This is a genomic window from Ancylobacter radicis, assembly GCF_018449475.1.
In the GTDB taxonomy this organism is placed as follows: Bacteria; Pseudomonadota; Alphaproteobacteria; order Rhizobiales; family Xanthobacteraceae; genus Ancylobacter; species Ancylobacter radicis.
Genome location: NZ_JAHCQH010000015.1, coordinates 637,550 through 654,523, shown reverse-complemented (window position 1 = coordinate 654,523; position 16,974 = coordinate 637,550). Strand labels below are relative to the sequence as shown.

The 16,974-nt window shown below is 68.4% G+C and carries 21 protein-coding genes and 1 pseudogene; 10 read left to right on the top strand and 12 right to left on the bottom strand.

Translation table 11 applies throughout. The features are described from left to right. Nucleotides 1-10: 10 nt before the first annotated feature. From pyrF to KIP89_RS09040, 5 genes and pseudogenes are all read left to right on the top strand, one after another. A complete protein-coding gene (gene pyrF / locus KIP89_RS09055) occupies nucleotides 11-730 on the top strand; it encodes an orotidine-5'-phosphate decarboxylase (protein ID WP_213755041.1) in 720 nt (239 codons plus the stop codon). 21 nt (nucleotides 731-751) lie between these two features. Beyond that, nucleotides 752-1,054 (top strand): annotated as a pseudogene (locus KIP89_RS19765) (DUF1330 domain-containing protein); the annotation flags it as partial. A 6-nt stretch (nucleotides 1,055-1,060) separates the two neighbouring features. Continuing rightward, complete coding sequence (locus KIP89_RS19760; protein WP_369807115.1) at nucleotides 1,061-1,378, top strand: DUF1330 domain-containing protein; 318 nt, start codon at nucleotides 1,061-1,063, stop codon at nucleotides 1,376-1,378. 206 nt (nucleotides 1,379-1,584) lie between these two features. Further along, complete coding sequence (rpsU, locus tag KIP89_RS19975) at nucleotides 1,585-1,824, top strand: 30S ribosomal protein S21 (protein ID WP_213755039.1); 240 nt, start codon at nucleotides 1,585-1,587, stop codon at nucleotides 1,822-1,824. Between the two features lie 131 nt (nucleotides 1,825-1,955). After that, nucleotides 1,956-2,426 (top strand): GNAT family N-acetyltransferase, encoded by a 471-nt coding sequence (locus KIP89_RS09040; RefSeq protein ID WP_213755038.1) that lies wholly within the window; start codon nucleotides 1,956-1,958, stop codon nucleotides 2,424-2,426. 8 nt (nucleotides 2,427-2,434) lie between these two features. Here KIP89_RS09040 and KIP89_RS09035 read toward each other — a convergent pair whose 3' ends face one another. The 3 genes from KIP89_RS09035 to KIP89_RS09025 form a co-directional block, all read right to left on the bottom strand. Continuing rightward, entirely contained in the window at nucleotides 2,435-2,707 is a 273-nt protein-coding gene (locus KIP89_RS09035) for a hypothetical protein (RefSeq protein ID WP_213755037.1), read from the bottom strand. Nucleotides 2,708-2,856: 149 nt separating this feature from the next. Next, entirely contained in the window at nucleotides 2,857-3,252 is a 396-nt protein-coding gene (locus tag KIP89_RS09030) for a TIGR02301 family protein (protein ID WP_213755036.1), read from the bottom strand. A gap of 53 nt (nucleotides 3,253-3,305) precedes the next feature. Then, the gene (locus KIP89_RS09025) at nucleotides 3,306-3,764 is read right to left on the bottom strand and encodes an NUDIX hydrolase (protein ID WP_213755035.1); all 459 of its coding nucleotides are present in this window, start codon (nucleotides 3,762-3,764) and stop codon (nucleotides 3,306-3,308) included. Between the two features lie 111 nt (nucleotides 3,765-3,875). Here KIP89_RS09025 and KIP89_RS09020 point away from each other — a divergent pair, with 111 nt between their 5' ends. After that, complete coding sequence (locus KIP89_RS09020) at nucleotides 3,876-4,199, top strand: hypothetical protein (protein ID WP_213755034.1); 324 nt, start codon at nucleotides 3,876-3,878, stop codon at nucleotides 4,197-4,199. Nucleotides 4,200-4,202: 3 nt separating this feature from the next. On the opposite strand, the gene dapE is transcribed toward KIP89_RS09020, so the two are convergent. From dapE to argB, 4 genes are all read right to left on the bottom strand, one after another. Further along, the gene (dapE, locus tag KIP89_RS09015; protein ID WP_213755033.1) at nucleotides 4,203-5,402 is read right to left on the bottom strand and encodes a succinyl-diaminopimelate desuccinylase; all 1,200 of its coding nucleotides are present in this window, start codon (nucleotides 5,400-5,402) and stop codon (nucleotides 4,203-4,205) included. 61 nt (nucleotides 5,403-5,463) lie between these two features. Beyond that, nucleotides 5,464-6,306 carry a 2,3,4,5-tetrahydropyridine-2,6-dicarboxylate N-succinyltransferase gene (gene dapD / locus KIP89_RS09010; RefSeq protein WP_213755032.1) on the bottom strand — a complete coding sequence of 281 codons (843 nt, stop codon included), beginning with the start codon at nucleotides 6,304-6,306 and terminating at the stop codon, nucleotides 5,464-5,466. Nucleotides 6,307-6,392: 86 nt separating this feature from the next. Next, complete coding sequence (locus KIP89_RS09005) at nucleotides 6,393-7,112, bottom strand: pyrimidine 5'-nucleotidase (RefSeq protein ID WP_213755031.1); 720 nt, start codon at nucleotides 7,110-7,112, stop codon at nucleotides 6,393-6,395. A 176-nt stretch (nucleotides 7,113-7,288) separates the two neighbouring features. After that, on the bottom strand, nucleotides 7,289-8,179 hold the full coding sequence (gene argB, locus KIP89_RS09000) for an acetylglutamate kinase (RefSeq protein ID WP_213755030.1): 891 nt from the start codon (nucleotides 8,177-8,179) through the stop codon (nucleotides 7,289-7,291). A gap of 190 nt (nucleotides 8,180-8,369) precedes the next feature. Between argB and KIP89_RS08995 the strand changes: the two genes are divergently transcribed. Beyond that, nucleotides 8,370-9,830 carry an MATE family efflux transporter gene (locus KIP89_RS08995; RefSeq protein WP_213755029.1) on the top strand — a complete coding sequence of 487 codons (1,461 nt, stop codon included), beginning with the start codon at nucleotides 8,370-8,372 and terminating at the stop codon, nucleotides 9,828-9,830. 5 nt (nucleotides 9,831-9,835) lie between these two features. Here the strand turns inward: KIP89_RS08995 and KIP89_RS08990 are convergent, their stop codons facing one another. Both KIP89_RS08990 and KIP89_RS08985 read right to left on the bottom strand, forming a co-directional pair. Next, nucleotides 9,836-10,366, bottom strand: a complete 531-nt coding sequence (locus tag KIP89_RS08990) for a chromate transporter (RefSeq protein ID WP_213755028.1) — start codon at nucleotides 10,364-10,366, stop codon at nucleotides 9,836-9,838. Then, the gene (locus KIP89_RS08985; RefSeq protein WP_213755027.1) at nucleotides 10,363-10,953 is read right to left on the bottom strand and encodes a chromate transporter; all 591 of its coding nucleotides are present in this window, start codon (nucleotides 10,951-10,953) and stop codon (nucleotides 10,363-10,365) included. Before KIP89_RS08985 ends, KIP89_RS08990 begins: the two co-directional genes overlap by 4 nt. Nucleotides 10,954-11,077: 124 nt before the next feature. On the opposite strand from KIP89_RS08985, the gene KIP89_RS08980 reads away from it, so the two are divergent. The 3 genes from KIP89_RS08980 to KIP89_RS08970 all read left to right on the top strand — a co-directional run bounded on the left by KIP89_RS08980 (nucleotide 11,078) and on the right by KIP89_RS08970 (nucleotide 15,268). Beyond that, complete coding sequence (locus KIP89_RS08980; protein ID WP_213755026.1) at nucleotides 11,078-11,569, top strand: MmcB family DNA repair protein; 492 nt, start codon at nucleotides 11,078-11,080, stop codon at nucleotides 11,567-11,569. 89 nt (nucleotides 11,570-11,658) lie between these two features. Next, nucleotides 11,659-14,418, top strand: coding sequence for a DNA mismatch repair protein MutS (mutS, locus tag KIP89_RS08975; RefSeq protein ID WP_213755025.1), 2,760 nt, complete (start codon nucleotides 11,659-11,661; stop codon nucleotides 14,416-14,418). A 76-nt stretch (nucleotides 14,419-14,494) separates the two neighbouring features. After that, on the top strand, nucleotides 14,495-15,268 hold the full coding sequence (locus KIP89_RS08970) for a type II toxin-antitoxin system Phd/YefM family antitoxin (protein ID WP_213755024.1): 774 nt from the start codon (nucleotides 14,495-14,497) through the stop codon (nucleotides 15,266-15,268). Nucleotides 15,269-15,375: 107 nt separating this feature from the next. On the opposite strand, the gene KIP89_RS08965 is transcribed toward KIP89_RS08970, so the two are convergent. The 3 genes from KIP89_RS08965 to KIP89_RS08955 all read right to left on the bottom strand — a co-directional run bounded on the left by KIP89_RS08965 (nucleotide 15,376) and on the right by KIP89_RS08955 (nucleotide 16,873). After that, on the bottom strand, nucleotides 15,376-15,930 hold the full coding sequence (locus tag KIP89_RS08965; protein ID WP_213755023.1) for a cysteine hydrolase family protein: 555 nt from the start codon (nucleotides 15,928-15,930) through the stop codon (nucleotides 15,376-15,378). Nucleotides 15,931-16,095: 165 nt separating this feature from the next. Next, the gene (locus KIP89_RS08960) at nucleotides 16,096-16,509 is read right to left on the bottom strand and encodes a carboxymuconolactone decarboxylase family protein (RefSeq protein WP_213755466.1); all 414 of its coding nucleotides are present in this window, start codon (nucleotides 16,507-16,509) and stop codon (nucleotides 16,096-16,098) included. Next, nucleotides 16,445-16,873, bottom strand: coding sequence for a MerR family transcriptional regulator (locus KIP89_RS08955; protein ID WP_213755022.1), 429 nt, complete (start codon nucleotides 16,871-16,873; stop codon nucleotides 16,445-16,447). Before KIP89_RS08955 ends, KIP89_RS08960 begins: the two co-directional genes overlap by 65 nt. Between the last annotated feature and the right edge of the window lie 101 nt (nucleotides 16,874-16,974).

Genomic DNA, 16,974 nt, shown 5'->3' with positions numbered 1-16,974 from the left:
GAGACGAGCCTTGACGAGCGCGCCCCTTACCGATCCGAAAGACCGGCTCATCGTCGCGCTCGATCTGTCCTCCGTGGGGGCGGCCGAGAGCATCGTCGCTCGGCTGGGCGACAGCGTCACCTTCTACAAGATTGGCTACGAACTCGGCTTTGCCGGGGGGCTGGGCTTTGCCCGCGAGCTGATCGCCGACGGCAAGAAGGTGTTCATCGACTTCAAGCTGCACGACATCGGCAACACGGTCGCGCGCGGCGTCGCCAGCCTCGCCGCGCTCGGCGCCAGCTTCGCCACCGTCCATGCCTATCCCCAGACCATGCGCGCAGCGATGGAAGGCAAGGGCGCGAGCCCGCTGCGCATTCTCGCCGTCACCGTGCTCACCTCCTATGACGCCGCCGATCTCGCGGAAGCCGGCTACAGCGCCAGCGTCGAGGAAACCGTCGCCCGCCGCGTGGTGCAGGCGCGCGAGATCGGCATTGACGGCATTGTCTGCGCCCCGACCGACGCCACGCGCGTGCGCACCCTGCTCGGGCCGAAGGGCGCCATCGTCACCCCCGGCGTGCGGCCGGACGGGGCGGCGAGCGGCGACCAGAAGCGCGTCGCCACCCCCTATGCGGCGATCCGCGCCGGCGCCGACCATCTGGTGGTCGGCCGGCCGATCGTCGCCTCGCCCGATCCCGCCGCCGCCGCCCGCGCCGTGCAGGCCGAGATCGCTGCGGCGCTTGCCGCCTCCTGACCCGAAGAAAAGGTTCCGCTCATGGCCAAGGGCTATTGGATCAGCCGTCTCGATGTGAACGATGCCGAGGGCTACAAGCCCTATCTGCAGGGCGCCATCCCGACCATCGCGGCCTTTGGCGGGCGCTTCCTCGCGCAGGGCGGGGCCTTCGAGACGCTGGAAGGCACCTCCCGCGCCCGCAATGTCGTGGTCGAGTTCAAGGATTACGAGACCGCGCTGGCCTGCTTCCATTCGCCCGAATATCAGGCCGCCTATACCCATCGCCTCGCCCATTCCGAAGGCGAGCACCTCGTCATCGAGGGCTATGAAGGCGACCAGCCCGCCGCCGGGGTGATCGACGGGCCGGCGCAGGGGCCGGGCACCGCCTATTGGGTCATGCGGATCGACGTCCACGATCTCGAGACCTACAAATCCTACATTGCCGCCGACGCGCTGGCCGTGCGCAAATATCAGGGCTGGTTCCTGGTCCGTGGCGGCAGGCACGAGGCCGTGCACGGCACGGCGCGCTCGCGCAACGTGATCCTGGCCTTCAAGGACTACGAGACCGCGCTCGCCTGCTACCACTCGCCGGAATATCAGGAGGCGCTCGGCTTCCGTTCCAAGGCGGCGGTGGCCGAGGTGATCGCCATCAAGGGCGCGGGGCAGTAGTCCGGTAATATGGTATGGCGGGCGAATTTGCCCGCGCGTTGAATCGCTTGCCGGCGCTTATGCGTGCCGGCGGGCGGTGGACAAGGTGTTGGCGGTCTGCTATGTGCGCTCACCTTGATCGTCGGCCCGCGTTTCTCCGGGATGCCCGCCGCGATCTGCCAGAATTCAACGCATGCGCGATACGCGAAGCACGAAGAGGAAGACACGTGCAGGTTCTCGTTCGGGACAACAACGTCGACCAGGCGCTTAAGGCGCTGAAGAAGAAGATGCAGCGCGAAGGCATTTTCCGCGAGATGAAGCTGCGCGGCCATTACGAGAAGCCGTCCGAGAAGCGCGCCCGCGAAGAGGCCGAGGCCGTTCGCCGCGCCCGCAAGCTGGCCCGCAAGCGCGCCCAGCGCGAGGGTCTGCTGCCGTCCAAGCCGAAGGTCGTTCCCGGCGCCCGCTGAGACCGGCGGGCTCCTCGCGAGCCCTTTTCAGATACTGATCAGCGCAAAGCGCGGCGACCTCGGGTCTCCGCGCTTTTGTCGTTGGGCCGGGGACGCGCGAGGGAGCCTGCGCGCCGCAGGAGTCTGAATCGATGCCGGCGGACTATGCCATCCTCGATCTGCGGCAGGCGCCCGATAGGGCGGGCGTCGTGGCCGATCGCGTCTGGCGGGCCTGGTGGCGGGATGAGGGCGTGCCGCTCGCCGTGCTGCGGGCCCGGCTCGACGAGAGCCTGGGGGCCGGCGTGGCCGGCATTCCCACCAGCTTCATAGCCTGCCGTGGTGCGGCGTTCCTCGGCACAGTCGCGCTGATCGCCTGCGATCTGGAGGCGCGGGCGCATCTGACGCCATGGCTCGCCGCGCTCTGGGTAGAGCCGCATGAGCGGGGACAGGGCATCGGGGAGGCGCTGGTGGGTCATGCGGCCGCGGCGGCCTTTGCCGCCGGCCATGCCCACCTGCATCTGTGCGCAACAGCGGACAACGCGCCCTATTATCGGCGCCTCGGCTGGAGGGGGATCGAGGCCGATGTGGATGGCCTCGACATTTTCAGGCTGGAACGCGGGTAAGCCCCGGCCTACTGCCGATTGAACGGCACCGTATATTCGCCCGCGCGGATGCGGTCGGCCAGACGCTCGGCAAAGCCCGCGGCGGCTTCCTCGCCATAGGTCGCGACCATCGACCGGATGGCGGTGAACAGCGCCGCCTGCGCCAGGCAATCCTCGTCGAGACCGTCATAGACCGCCTCGTTCCACGCCTCATCGAGATAGGCGAGCGCCGCGTGACGCTCGTCCTCCTGCGCCTGATCGGCCGGACCGTCGATGTCATGCGTTTCCGGAAGCTCGGACAATCTTATTCCTCCGCTGAGCGATGCGCTCGGCGGGACCTTAGCACGCTGATTCCCGCGTTCCGCCCAAGAATTGAAGGAGGGTTAACAAGGCGCGGCAAAAAGGTGACAGGTGCGGCCAAAAACGCACAGACTGAGCCGTTCAGCGGTGGCTAGTTGCTGCCATAGCGCGCGGCGATGTCGCGCGAGAGCTTGGCGCCGGCTTCCAGATAACGCTGGCTGGCGAGTTCGGCCGAGGCGGTGCAGCTCCGATAGACCTGCTTGTAGCTCTCATAACCGAGATTGAAGGCGGCGATGAGCTGGCCGCGCCGGGTGTCCGAGGGGGCTTCCGCCGCGATCAGCGCCGCCATTTCGTCGCGCCAGCGGCTGTCCTCCGCCGCGCCGCACAGCGGGCGGACATAATGCAGCGCGCCGAGAATCTCGGCGAGGCGCATCAGGTCGCCCTCATAAGGCGGCGTGCCGCCCTCGTTCTGGGCGCGCGCCGGCGCGGCGGCCAGAAACGCGAGGAGGAGCAGCAGGCAAGGGGCGATCAGACGAGAGGCGGTCATCATGGCGCCTGTGGTGAGCCGGCATGGCGGGAAGGTCAAGGGAGGCGCGGGTTTCAGGTGACGAGCGGCGCGGCGGCCAGCGCATACGCGTCCTGCGCCAGCCGTGCCGCCTGCGCGACGATGGCGGCAAGGCCGGGCGTGGTGTCCGCCGGCAGGGCGGCGGGATCGAACCAGCCGATTTCCGCCGCTTCCGGCCCGGTGGCGGGCTCCCCGCTCTCCCAGCGCGCGGCGTGGCTGACGACGACGAAATGCGCACCCAGCGCGCCATCGTCGCCGCGCAGGATCACGTCCACCGCTCCGGCGACGCCGAGAATGATGCAGCGGACGCCGACTTCCTCCATCACCTCGCGCGCGGCGGCCTCAGCCAGCGTCTCGCCCGGCTCGACCCGCCCGCCCGGCAGGGTCCAGACGCCGCGCGCGGGCGGCTGGCCGCGCCGGGCCAGCAGCACGCGCCCCTCGCGGAACACGGCGGCGCTGGTGGCGAGGACGGGACGTTCGATGGCGGCGGCCATGGACGGGCTCCGGTGCGGGGCGAATCGCGGTGATTCTAGACGATGGATGGCCGGGCGGCGCGGAATGGCCGCATTCGCGCGGGAGAGTTTTGCCGGCAGGGGAGGCGACCTATGGCGGCACAGGCCAGATGGCAAGGGTGGGGCATCGGGGCGGCGATACTGGCCCTTCTCGCGGCGCCCGCCGGGGCCGGCACCGCTAACGCGCCCGGTGTCTCACCTCCCGGCGTCGCGACGCCCGGTGCCAAGGCGGCGCCCGCCGCGCCGGCCGGCGGCCCCGACCCGCTCTGCGCGGCTTACGGGCCCGGCTTCACGCGGCTGGAGGGCACGTCGACCTGCATGAAGATGAGCGGCTATGGCCAGGTCGATGGCGCCGCGCAGGGCGCCGCCGCCGCCGGCCTGCCCGGCGCGCTCTCGCCGGCGCTGCGCGGTCAATAAGCCTCAGCGCCGGCCGAATTCGGCGAAATAGCGGGCGATGATGCCGGCATAGACGCCGGTGAGCGCCTGCACCTGCGCGATCGGCGTCGATTCGTCCACCGCGTGCATGGTGGTGCCGACAAGGCCGAACTCGATCACCGGGCAATGATCCTTGATGAAGCGGGCATCCGAGGTGCCGCCGGTGGTGGACAATTCCGGCGTCTGACCGGTCGTCTCGGCGATCGAGGCGACCACGAGGTCGACAAAGGCGCCGGGCGCGGTGAGGAAGCTGTCGGAGGAGCGGAACTCGAAGGCCGCGCTCCAGCGCACGCTGTTGCCCGCCGCACGGTTCAGCCGCCGCTCGATCTCCGCCTGAAGGGTCTGCGGGGTCCACAGATCGTTGAAGCGGATATTGAAGCGACCCTGCGCCTGCGCCGGGATGACGTTGAAGGCGGGGTTGCCGACATCGACCGAGACGATTTCGAGGTTCGACGCCTGGAAATGCGCGTTACCGCCATCGAGCGGTTCGGCGATCAGCGCGCCGAGCAGGGTGATGAGGCCCGGAATAGGGTTGTCGGCGAGATGCGGGTAGCCGACATGGCCCTGCTTGCCATGGACGGTGAGGGTGCAGGACAGCGAGCCGCGCCGGCCGATCTTCACCATGTCGCCGAGCGCGGCGCGCGAGGAGGGCTCGCCGAGCACGCAATGGTCGAGCCGCTCGTCGCGGTCGGCCAGCCAGCGCAGCAGCTTCTCCGTGCCGTTGATCGCCGGGCCTTCCTCATCGCCGGTGAGCAGGAAGGAGATGGAGCCGGGCAGATCCGGGTGATCGGGGTCGTTGCCATGGGCGCGGGCGAAATCGAGCCCGGCGGCGATGAAGGCGGCCACCCCGCCCTTCATGTCCACCGCGCCACGGCCATAGATCAGCCCGTCATGGATCGCGCCCTCGAAGGGCGGGAAGCGCCAGTGCTGCGGATCGCCGGGCGGCACGACATCGGTATGGCCGGCAAAGCACAGGTTTGGCCCGCGCGTACCGAAGCGGGCATAGAGGTTCTCGATGTCGGGCGTGTCGGGCGCGGTCAGCGTCACGCGGTGGGTGGCGAAGCCCGCCCCGCTCAGCAGCGCATCGAGATAGCCGAGCGCGCCGCCCTCGGCCGGGGTGACCGACGGGCAGCGGATGAGCAGGCGCAGGATTTCGACGGGGTCGGCATGGATGTTGTCGATCATGCGACGTCTCCCTTATGTCGGGCTCCGACCCTCCCTCCCCGGCGGGAGGGAAAGAAACGCCTCAATCGCGTAGCAGGTCGTTGATCGAGGTCTTGGAGCGGGTCTGCTCGTCGACGCGCTTGACGATCACCGCGCAGTAGAGCGACGGGCCGGGCTGGCCGTTCGGCAGCGGCTTGCCGGGCAGCGAGCCGGGCACCACGACGGAATAGGCCGGCACCTCGCCGACGAAGACCTCGCCGGTGGCGCGGTCGACGATCTTGGTGGTGGCGGAGATGAACACGCCCATGGAGAGCACCGAGCCGCGGCGCACGATCACGCCCTCGACAACTTCCGAGCGCGCGCCGATGAAGCAGTCATCCTCGATGATCACCGGGCCGGCCTGCAGCGGCTCCAGCACGCCGCCAATGCCGACGCCGCCCGACAGATGCACATTCTTGCCGATCTGCGCGCAGGAGCCGACCGTCGCCCAGGTGTCGACCATGGAATTGGCATCGACGCGGGCGCCGAGATTGACGAAGGAGGGCATCAGCACGACGTTCGGCGCGATGAAGGCCGAGCGGCGCACGATGGCGCCCGGCACGGCGCGAAAGCCGGCGGCGCGGAATTCGCTCTCGCCCCAGCCCTCGAACTTGGAGGGCACCTTGTCCCACCACACGGCCTGGCCGGGGCCGCCGGGGATGACGCTCATGTCGTTGAGGCGGAAGGACAGCAGCACCGCCTTCTTGAGCCACTGATTGACCGTCCAGTCGCCATTGGCGCCCGGCTCGGCGACACGGACCTTGCCGGCATCGAGCAGGCTCAGCGCCTCGTTCACCGCCTGGCGCACATCCCCGCCGGTCTCGAAAGTGACCTCGGCGCGGTTCTCGAAGGCGGTCTCGATGATGCTCTGAAGCTGGCTCGACATCTGGCTCTCCCCTGTTCGGCCGTCTTGTCCGGTCGCGGCGGGATTCTGTCAACGGGTGAGTGATCGCCCGCGCGCGTTGCGGGCGCTCAGACGGCGAGCGAGCGCAGGAAGGCGGTCAGGTCGTCCGTCACCACGTCGATATGGTCGCCCTCGCGCCCCTCATGCTCCCACGCCTCGCGGTCGGCGGGGCTCACCGCTTCGCCGGACGGCACCACCAGCACGGTGCGCATGCCGAGCTGGGCCGGCACTTCGAGATTGCGGGCGAGGTCCTCGAACATCGCCGCCGTAGCCGGGTTCACGTCGAAGCGGGCGAGGAAGCCGCGATAGGCGGTCTCCTGAGGCTTCGGGTGGAACTCGGCGGCGACGATGTCATGCACATCGGCGAAATGCTCGGAGATGGCGAGCTTGTCGAGGATCTGCTCGGCATGGCGGCGCGAGCCATTGGTGTAGACCAGCTTGCGGCCGGGCAGCGCGCCCAGCGCCACGCCCAGTTCCGGCGCCGGATCGAGCGAGGCGAGGTCGATCTGATGGGCATTGGCGAGGAATGGGTCCGGGTCCATGCCGTGCTCGATCATCAACCCGCGCAGCGAGGTGCCGTATTTGCGGTAATAGCCCTTCTGCAGCGCGAAGGCGTCGTCCAGCGACAGGCCGAGATAATCGGCGATGTAGCTGCGCATCCGCATGTCGATCTGCCGCCACAGGTCGAGCCCCGGTGGGTAGAGCGTGTTGTCGAGGTCGAACACCCAAGTCTCGACATGGGAGAAATCGACCGGCGATGAGGCGGGGCTGCGCAGGAACGTCGTCATGGCGCCATCCATAGCGAAGAGCGGGCGGCGGGGCGAGGGGCAAGGGATCGCCTCAAGGCATCGTCATGGCCGGGCTCGGCCCGGCCAACCACGACTTCATGCCCGCGCGCTGCCAAAGACGTGGATCCCCGGGTCAAGCCCGGGGATGACGGGGCGCGTGGTTGGTTCCGCCCGCCTCAGCGCGTGATCAGCGTGCCGGCGCCGTGGTCGGTGAGCAGTTCCAGCAGCACCGAATGAGGCACCTTGCCGTCAAGGATCACCACCCCTTCCACGCCCTGTTCCAGCGCGTAGATGCAGGTCTCGACCTTCGGGATCATGCCGCCGGAAATCGTGCCGTCGGCGATCAGCGCGCGCGCCTGGGCGATGGTCAGCTCCTTGATGAGCTGCTTGTCGCGGTCGAGCACGCCCGGCACGTCGGTCAGCAGCAGCAGCCGCTTGGCGCCCAAGGCGCCCGCGATCGCCCCTGCAAACGTGTCGGCATTGACGTTGAAGGTGCCGCCATCCTTGCCGGTGGCGACCGGCGCAAGCACCGGGATCAGCTCGCGGCCGAGGATCTGGTCGAGCACGGTGGTGTCCACCGTCTCGGGCTCGCCGACGAAGCCGAGGTCGATCACCTGCTCGATATTGGAATCGGGATCGCGCACGGAGCGCGTGACCTTGGAGGCAACCACCATGTTGCCGTCCTTGCCGGACAGGCCGAGCGCCTTGCCGCCGGCCCCGTTGATATAGCCGACCAGCGATTTGTTGATCGAGCCGGCCAGCACCATCTCGACGATCTCGACGGTCGCCTTGTCGGTGATGCGCAGCCCGGCGGCGAATTCCGACTTGATGCCGAGCTTGGCCAGCATGGCGCCGATCTGCGGCCCGCCGCCATGCACCACCACCGGGTTCACGCCGGACTGTTCGAGCAGCACGATGTCCTGCGCGAAGTCGCGGGCCACCTGCTCGTCGCCCATGGCGTGGCCGCCATATTTCACCACGATGATGGCGTCGTCATAGCGTTGCATGTGCGGCAGCGCCTGGACGAGGACGCGGGCCTTGGCGTGGTCGTCGGTGATGTCGGTCATGGCGGATTCCAGTGCGGGCGGGCGAGTGCGTAGCCCAGAAGGCGTGCCCTTCTAGCCGATTTTGGTGACGCTTCTCAATCACCGCCTCGCCCGCGCCGACGATCTCCCCGCCGCCCGGCATTGGCGCAATCGCCCGCTTGCGGGGCCGGCCCTATCTGGACGCCGGCCGGACGTGGCATAGATGGCCCGCATGAGTAAATCCGCCCGCCGCGCCCCCCGCCCGATCAAGGCCCGCTTCGTCGAAGGCTCGACGATGCGCCATGTCGCGGTGATGACCGCCACTGGCTCTATCGGCCTGGTGGCGGTGTTCGCCGTCGATCTGCTGAACCTGTTCTACATCTCGCTGCTCGGCGAGGAGGAGCTGGCCGCCGCCATTGGCTATGCCGGCACGGTGATGTTCTTCACCACCTCGGTCGGCATCGGCGTGATGATCGCCGGCTCGGCGCTGGTCTCGCGCGCGGTCGGCGGGGGCTCCGCGCCGGAGGGCCGGCGGATGTCGACCTCCGCCATGGTCTATATGACGCTCGCCACCCTCGCGATGACGGCGCTCATGCTGCCTTTGCTCGGGCCGATGCTCGGCCTGCTCGGCGCCACCGGCCGCACGCAGGAACTTGCCCGCGACTTCCTGCTGATCGTGCTGCCCTCGACGCCGCTGCTCGGCATCGGCATGGCCGCCTCGGGCACGCTGCGCGGGGTGGGCGACGCGCGCCGCGCCATGTGGGTCACGCTGTCGGGCGGCCTCGCCACCGCCGTGCTCGATCCGCTGCTGATCCTCGGCCTCGGGCTCGGCGTCGAGGGCGCGGCCATTGCCTCCGTGCTGGCCCGTCTGGTAATGGCGGGCTACGGGCTTTACGCCGTGGTGAGGGTGCATGGCCTTGGCGAGCGCCCGCGCCTTGCCGCCTTTCTCAGGGATGTCGGCCCGCTCTCGGCCATCGCCGTGCCGGCGATCCTGACCAACATCGCTACCCCCGTGGGCAATGCCTATGTCACCTTCGCCCTCGCCCCGCATGGCGATGCGGCGGTCGCTGCCTGGGCGGTGATCGGCCGGCTGATCCCGGTCGCCTTCGGGCCGATCTTCGCGCTCACCGGCGCCATCGGCCCGGTGATCGGCCAGAATGTCGGCGCCTTGCGCTATGACCGTGTCAGGCAGGCGGTACGTGACAGTCTGGTGCTGATCCTTGGCTATGTGGCGCTGGTCTGGCTGCTGCTGGCGCTGGCGCGACGCCCGCTCGCCGGCGTCTTCGGCCTGTCCATGGAGGGGGTGGAGCTGGTCGAGTTCTTCTGCCTTTACGCGGCCGGAAGCTTCGTCTTCATGGGCGCCCTGTTCGTCGCCAATGCCGCCTTCAACAATCTCGGCGCGCCGCTGCTCTCCACCCTGTTCAACTGGGGGCGGGCGACGCTGGGCACCATCCCCTTCGTCTGGCTCGGCGGGCATTGGTATGGCGCGACCGGCGTGATCGGCGGGCAGGCGGCGGGCTCGGTCGCCTTCGGCATCGCCGCGCTGATCAGCGCCTTCGCCCTGGTCCGCCGGCTCGGCGCCAGCAAGGCCCCGCCGCCGGCCCCGCCCGCCCCGCTTTCGGGGGTGCAGCTCCCGGCCTTCTCCCGCGGCGAGGACGCCGCCGCCATCGAGAGCGCGGCGCTGCCGGATTAAGCCGTTCAGATCAGCCCGAGCGCACCCAGAGCGCCGCCGGCGGCCAGCATCCAGAGCGGGCTCAGCCGGGTGAAGAACAGCACCAGTGCGGTTACAAGGGTGAAGGCGGCGGTGGCCGGCGTGCGCGCCGCGCCCTCGCTCAGCAGCACGCCCGAGGCGGCGATCAGGCCGATGGTCAGCGGCACCAGCCCGCCCTGCACCACGCGGCGCCAGCGTGCTTCGCGAAACCGGTCCCACACCCCGCCGACCACATAGGCGAGCACGCAGGTCGGCCCACACATGGCGAGTGTGGCGATGAGTGCGCCCCACAGGCCCGCCACATGCCAGCCGATCAGCGTCACCACCAGCATGTTCGGGCCGGGCGCCGCCTGCGCGATGGCGAAGGTCTGGGCGAACTGGGCGTCGGTCATCCAGCCGGCGATGTCGACCACCTGCCGGTGCATCTCCGGCAGCACGCTGTTGGCCCCGCCGATCGCGAACAGCGAGATGACGAGGAAATGCAGCGCCAGCGCGCCGAGCGGGCTGCTCTCGTTCACGGCCGCCCCCTCTGCGCCCACCAGGCGAGCAGGATCGAGACCGGCCCCAACGTCAGCATCAGCACCGGCAGCGAGACCGGCGTCGCCACGATGCCGACGAAGGCGAGCAGCGCGATGAGGATGGCGTGCGCCTGCGGCCGGCGCCACAGCGGCTCGGCCATGCGCGCGGCCATGGCGAGCACCAGACCCGCCGCCGCCGCCGCGAGCCCGGCCAGCATGTCCGCCACCGCCGTCACGTCGCCATAGCGGGAGAACACCATGCCGGCGAGCACGACGCCCACCGCCGGTACCGCCGTCAGCCCGAGAAACGCGGCCAGCGCGCCGGGTATGCCGCGAAACCGCGCCCCGACGATGACCGAGAGATTGACGATGTTGGGGCCGGGCAGGAACTGGGCGAGACCGACCAGCTCGGTGAACTCGTCCGGCGTGAGCCAGCGGTGACGTTCGACCAGCGCCCGCCGGGCAATGGGCAACACGCCGCCGAACGCCACCACCGCGACCGAGAGGAAGCCGAGGAAAAGCTGGCCGATCCCTGGCGGCGGGGGCGCGGTGTCCTGCGGCAGCGATGTCGGCAGTGGGTCGGCCATGGCGTTGGACCGGTGAGGGCAGGCCATCCGCTATAGATGAGTCGGCGCCGGCTTATAAGCGCCTTTGCCGCCCGCGCGCCGTGCCTCTTCCCATCCACCTATGAGAACGGATAGAGTACATCGCATGAGCGCGCCCCTCATCCGCGATACTCTTTCCCCTCCGGTGGACGGGCGCCAGTCCGACACCGCCCGCGCCATCCAGCGCGGCGCGCTGCGCTATCTGGCGGCGCGCGGGTTGATGGGGGTGCCGGAATTCGTCCTCGCCTCCGGCCGCCGCGCCGACATTGCCGCCATCGATGCGCGCGGCGAGGTCTGGGTGATCGAGATCAAGTCCTCGGTGACCGACTTCCGCACCGACCGCAAATGGACGGAGTACCGGCTGTACTGCGACCGGCTGTTCTTCGCGGTGGCGCCGGATTTTCCCGCCAAGATCCTGCCCGAGGATGCCGGCCTGATCGTTGCCGACACGTTCGGCGCCGGCCTGCTGCGCGAGGCGCCCGCCCATCCCCTTTCCGCCGCCACCCGCAAGGCGCTGACGCTGCGGCTGGCCCGCACCGCCGCCAGCCGGCTGATGGGGCTGATGGACCCCGAGGCGATGCGCGGCATTGAATTGTGAGGCAGGCTGGCTCAGCTAGGAGGGGATAAGCACCCACGCCGGGCCCTCCCGGCTTGAAAGCCGGCCCCTGCCTCTGCCAGCGTCCTGTCATGAACGCGCCCCAGACGACCGCCCCGGACGAGACGCCGCCACCCGCCACCGTCGAGGCGCGGGTGACGCCGATGATGGCGCAATATGTGGAGATCAAGACCGCCAATCCCGGCAGCCTGCTGTTCTACCGGATGGGCGATTTCTACGAGCTGTTCTTCGAGGACGCGGAACTCGCCTCGCGCGCGCTCGGCATCGTGCTCACCAAGCGCGGCAAACATCAGGGCGAGGACATCCCGATGTGCGGCGTGCCGGTGGAGCGCGCCGAGGAATATCTCAACAAGCTGATCCTGGCCGGCTACCGCGTCGCCGTCTGCGAGCAGATCGAGGACCCCGCCGAGGCCAAGAAGCGCGGCCCGAAAAGCGTTGTAAAACGGGATGTTATCCGTCTCGTCACGCCCGGCACGCTGACCGAGGACGCGCTGCTCGATGCGCGGCGCGAGAATGTGCTGGCGGCGCTGGCGCGGGTGAAGAGCGGCGAGGGCGAGGACGGCTATGCCTATGCGCTGGCCTTCGCCGACATCTCCACCGGCTCGTTCCGCGTCGCCGAGACCGACGCGCTGCGCCTTTCCGCCGATCTCGCCCGCATCGAGCCGGCCGAGCTTCTGGTGCCCGACGCGATCTATGACGAGCCGGCCTTCAAGCCGATCTGGCGTGCGCTCCCCGCCGTCACGCCGCTGCCCAAGGACAGTTTCGACGGGGCCGGCGCGGAGCGCCGCATTGCCGGCTTCTTCCAGGTAGCGACCCTTGATTCCTTTGGTGTTTTCACCCGCGCGGAGCTCGCCGCCGCCGGCGCCGTGGTGGCCTATATCGAGCGTACCCAGCTTGGCGCCCGCCCGCCGCTGAACCGGCCGCGCCGGGAATCCTCGACTGACGTCATGGTCATCGACCCGGCGACGCGGGCCAATCTCGAGATCCTGCGCACCACCACCGGCGACCGCGCCGGGAGCCTGTGCGCGGCCATCGACCGGACCGTGACCTCGGCCGGTGCGCGCCTGCTCGGGCGGCGCCTCGCCGAGCCGCTGACCGACCCGAAACGGGTGGCCGATCGGTTCGATGCGGTGGAGCATCTGGCCAGTGAGACCAGCCTGCGGGCCGATTTGCGCGCGCGCCTTGCCGGCGCGCCGGACCTCGCCCGTGCCCTCTCGCGGGTCGCCCTCGGCCGCGCGGGGCCGCGCGACCTTGCCGCCATCGGTCGGGGGCTGACGGAGGGCGCGGCGATGGCCGGGCTGATCGCCGCCTCGCCCGCGCCCTTGGAACTCACGCAGGCCGCCGGCGTGCTCGCCGGCATCGATCCGTCACTCGCGGAGATGCTGCAAAGCGCGCTCGATGACGAGCTGCCGCTCAACCGGCGCGATGGCGGTTTCATCCGGCCGGGCTACCATGCCGACCTCGACGCCACCCGCGCGCTGCGCGACGAGAGCCGGCGCGTGGTCGCCGCCCTCGAGCGGCGCTATGTCGAGGAAACCGGCGTGCGGGCGCTGAAGATCCGGCACAATGCGGTGCTCGGCTATTATGTCGAGGTCAGCCAGCAGAACGCCGACAAGCTGCGCGAGCCGCCCTTCGACGCCATCTTCCTGCACCGCCAGACCATGGCCGGGGCGATGCGCTTCACCTCCACCGAGCTGGCCGAGCTGGAGGCGAAGATCTCCAGCGCCGGCGACCGCGCGCTTGCGCTGGAGCAGCGCCTGTTCGACGAACTGGCGAGTGCCGTGCTGGACCAGGCCGACGCGATCCGCGCCTGCGCCGAGGCGCTCGCGGTGATCGACGTCACCGCCGGCCTCGCCAAGCTCGCGGTGGATGAGTGCCATGTGCGGCCCGAGGTCGATGACGGGCTGGATTTCTACATCGAGGGCGGGCGCCACCCGGTGGTGGAGCAGGCGCTGCGGCAGGAACGCATCTCCTCGGGCGGGCCCTTCGTCGCCAATGATTGCGATCTCTCCCCGCCGGAGCGGGCGCGGGCCGGGCGCATCTGGCTGGTCACCGGCCCGAACATGGCGGGTAAGTCGACCTTCCTGCGGCAGAACGCGCTGATCGCCATCCTCGCCCAGGCCGGCGCCTTCGTGCCGGCGAAGGCGGCGCGCATCGGCGTGGTCGACCGGCTGTTCTCGCGCGTCGGCGCGGCGGATGATCTGGCGCGCGGGCGCTCGACCTTCATGGTCGAGATGGTCGAGACCGCCGCCATCCTCAACCAGGCGACCGAACGCTCGCTCGTCATTCTCGACGAGATCGGGCGCGGCACGGCGACCTTTGACGGCCTGTCCATCGCCTGGGCGAGCCTCGAGCATCTGCATGAGAGCAATCGCTGCCGGGGCCTGTTCGCCACCCATTTCCATGAGCTGACCGCGCTGTCCCAGCGGCTTGCCCGCCTCGTCAACGCGACGGTGAAGGTGAAGGAGTGGGAGGGCGAGGTGATCTTCCTGCATGAGGTGGTGCCCGGCGCGGCGGACCGCTCCTATGGCATTCAGGTCGCCAAGCTCGCCGGCCTGCCGCACGCCGTGGTCGAGCGCGCCCGCGCCGTGCTCACCGAGCTGGAAAGCGCCGACCGCGCCGCCCCGACCCAGCGCATCCTCGACGATCTCCCGCTGTTCGCCGCCCTCAACCGCCCCCCGCCGCCCGCGCCGGCTTCATCCGTGGCCAAGGCGGACCCGGTGGCGGAAGCGGTGAAGACGACGCTGGCCGGCATCGACCCCGACGAGATGACCCCGCGCGAGGCGCTGGAGGCGCTGTACAAGCTGAAGGCGGCGGCGAAGGGCGGGTAGTGGCCTTTGCGTTTGGCGGGTGAAGACCTATATTCAGACCCGAATAAAGCACTGTTCTGGATCGTAGGAAGCCGCCATGCAGCGTGTCGAAGCCGAGATGGCGGTGAGCGTCTCCGACCTCAAGAAGAACCCGACCGCCATTGTCGAGGATGCCCGCGGCGCAGCGGTGGCGGTGCTGAACCATAACCGCGTCATGGCCTATATGGTGCCGGCCGCCACCTATGAGGCGATGATCGACGCGCTGGACGACCGCGCTCTGGTGGAGATCGCCAAGGCCCGCGCCGGCGAGCGGGGCGTGCTGGCCGATGATGAAATACTGCAGGATTCCTTTGATCAAACAGAGGAATATGAAGCATGGCAGTCGGCTGCCGAGACGTACATCGAGTCTGCGTACCAACTACGCCATGCAGAAGCTTATTGCGATCGGCACGCTCCGGTAGTTCTTCACCTTGCATCTCTCGGGATTGAATTGCTTCTAAAAGCAAATCTGATCAGTAAAGGGCGGTCGATCAAAGACATAAAGCGTCAAAAACACAGAATATATGCTCTATACATTGATGATGAAAATGTGGAAATTAGAACAAATATAAGAAAATATGCTAATCTAGTGTACAAAAACGGGCGAATTCCGTCGGATAATTTAGTTGAATATAACAATGATGCTGTGAGATATTTTGAAGATAAGCTGAAATTTCTGGAATTTATACATAGTTCGCGGAAATCGCCGCTGCGGTATCCTGACCAAACTACGCAAAGCATCCCAAATGCGCGATTTTTTGTTGACGTTCTGCATGCGGTAATTAACGAAGGTTATATCTCGGATATGGACGATAATTCTTCGCGGAAGTAGGGGAAATGCGTGGATGCCCGGGTCAAGCCCGGGCATGACTGGCCACTACATGCACCGCCTCGATCTCGATGTGAGGCTTAAGGGCAGCCGCACGCCAGCGATAAGGGTCAGATCACCTCGGCCGCTTGCACCACGCGGCAATATTCGCCGTCCATGTTGGCCAGCGACATGGCGTGGACCTCGGCGGCGCTGCGCAGCGTGCCGGCATGGTCGCGGCGGGCGAAGGTGAAGCAGGCGTCTTCCACCAGATGCACGTCGAAGCCGAGATTGGCGGCCATGCGCACGGTGGTTTCGACCGAATTGTTGGTGATGACGCCGCAGATCACCAGCGTGCCGATGCCGTCCGCACGCAGCCGCGCCTCCAGATCGGTGCCGATAAAGGCGCTGTGGACGCTCTTGGCGATCACCGGCTCGCCGGGCAGCGGCATCGCCTCCGGCTTGAAGGCGCTGCCCGGGCCGTTCGCGGCATAGGTCGAGCCGGGCGCGGTCGACTCATGGCGCACATGGAACAGCGGCCGGCCCGCCGCGCGCCAGGCCGCCAGCAGCCGTGCGATGGTCGCCTCGGCCTGCGGATTGTTGCGCGGGCCCTGCGCCGCCCATTTGGGATGGTCGATGGCCTTTTGCAGGTCGATCACGATCAGCGCCGCATTGGCTGGCAGCATGGCGGTCCTCCCCAGCGCGATGGTAACGCAAAACGGCCGGGCGTCAGCCCGGCCGTCTGGCATTCATTTGTCATCCCGGACGGCCGCAGGGCCGATCCGGGATCGCGCGGTCGGGCGGCGATCCCGGTTGTTCTGCGCGAGGGCCGGGCGGGCGGCGTTAGCGGGCTATGCCCCCGATTCTGCGGCGCTTTGCGGCGCGAAGACCTCCTTGGCGGCGAACAGTCCGTTGAGTGCCGCGGGGAAGCCGGCATAGACGGCCATCTGCATGATGATCTCGGTGATCTCATCGCGGGTCAGGCCGACATTCAGCCCGGCGGCGATATGGACCTTCAGCTGCGGGGCAGCGTTGCCGAGCGCGGTCAGGGCGGCGATCGTCGCGATTTCCCGCGCGCGCAGATCGAGACCGGGACGGCAATAGATGTCGCCGAAGGGGAACTCGAGCAGATAGGTGGCGAAATCCGGGGCGATGTCGGCGAGTGCGGCGACGACCTTTTCGCCCGCCTCGCCGTCGATCTCAGCGAGGGCGCGCCGCCCGCGCTCCAGCCGGCTGTCGTCTGCGTTGCAATTCTGTTGCGTCATCATCCCGCATCCTCTGCTCCAGGCCGGCATAGCCGGCGATCTTGGTGTCGAGGACGAGAAGGCAGTCCTGAAGCTCGGCCAGATGAAGCGCCACGCGCTCGCGGTGCTGCTCCAGCAGCGCGCGTCGCTCAGCTTCGGTTGCGGCGCCGGCTTCCCGCAAGGCTGCATAGCGCAGCATGTCGCGGATCGGCATCCCGATCGTTTTCAGGCGACCGAGAAAGGCGATCCACGTCAGGATGGAGGCATCGTAATCGCGCTGGCTCGAACGGTTCCGGTCCGCATAGGGCAGCAATCCGATCCGCTCGTAATAGCGGATGGTGTGGACCGACAACCCCGATAGCTTGGCCAGTTCCCCGATCTTCATGATCGCCCTTTTCGCCACGACGCAGCCGAGGCTAGGGGTTCGAGCGCGCTCGAAGTCAAGCGGGACTGTCTTTCACGCAGGTGTCTGTCGCGGCCGGCCGG

Excerpts from the sequence above, each read along its gene's own strand:
- KIP89_RS09040 (WP_213755038.1), top strand. The coding sequence starts at position 1,956 with ATGCCGGCGGACTATGCCATCCTCGATCTGCGGCAGGCGCCCGATAGG.
- KIP89_RS09030 (WP_213755036.1), bottom strand. The coding sequence starts at position 3,252 with ATGACCGCCTCTCGTCTGATCGCCCCTTGCCTGCTGCTCCTCCTCGCG.
- KIP89_RS09025 (WP_213755035.1), bottom strand. The coding sequence starts at position 3,764 with ATGGCCGCCGCCATCGAACGTCCCGTCCTCGCCACCAGCGCCGCCGTG.
- KIP89_RS09020 (WP_213755034.1), top strand. The coding sequence starts at position 3,876 with ATGGCGGCACAGGCCAGATGGCAAGGGTGGGGCATCGGGGCGGCGATA.
- dapE (WP_213755033.1), bottom strand. The coding sequence starts at position 5,402 with ATGATCGACAACATCCATGCCGACCCCGTCGAAATCCTGCGCCTGCTC.
- dapD (WP_213755032.1), bottom strand. The coding sequence starts at position 6,306 with ATGTCGAGCCAGCTTCAGAGCATCATCGAGACCGCCTTCGAGAACCGC.
- KIP89_RS09005 (WP_213755031.1), bottom strand. The coding sequence starts at position 7,112 with ATGACGACGTTCCTGCGCAGCCCCGCCTCATCGCCGGTCGATTTCTCC.
- argB (WP_213755030.1), bottom strand. The coding sequence starts at position 8,179 with ATGACCGACATCACCGACGACCACGCCAAGGCCCGCGTCCTCGTCCAG.
- KIP89_RS08995 (WP_213755029.1), top strand. The coding sequence starts at position 8,370 with ATGAGTAAATCCGCCCGCCGCGCCCCCCGCCCGATCAAGGCCCGCTTC.
- KIP89_RS08985 (WP_213755027.1), bottom strand. The coding sequence starts at position 10,953 with ATGGCCGACCCACTGCCGACATCGCTGCCGCAGGACACCGCGCCCCCG.
- KIP89_RS08980 (WP_213755026.1), top strand. The coding sequence starts at position 11,078 with ATGAGCGCGCCCCTCATCCGCGATACTCTTTCCCCTCCGGTGGACGGG.
- mutS (WP_213755025.1), top strand. The coding sequence starts at position 11,659 with ATGAACGCGCCCCAGACGACCGCCCCGGACGAGACGCCGCCACCCGCC.
- KIP89_RS08970 (WP_213755024.1), top strand. The coding sequence starts at position 14,495 with ATGCAGCGTGTCGAAGCCGAGATGGCGGTGAGCGTCTCCGACCTCAAG.
- KIP89_RS08965 (WP_213755023.1), bottom strand. The coding sequence starts at position 15,930 with ATGCTGCCAGCCAATGCGGCGCTGATCGTGATCGACCTGCAAAAGGCC.
- KIP89_RS08960 (WP_213755466.1), bottom strand. The coding sequence starts at position 16,509 with ATGACGCAACAGAATTGCAACGCAGACGACAGCCGGCTGGAGCGCGGG.
- KIP89_RS08955 (WP_213755022.1), bottom strand. The coding sequence starts at position 16,873 with ATGAAGATCGGGGAACTGGCCAAGCTATCGGGGTTGTCGGTCCACACC.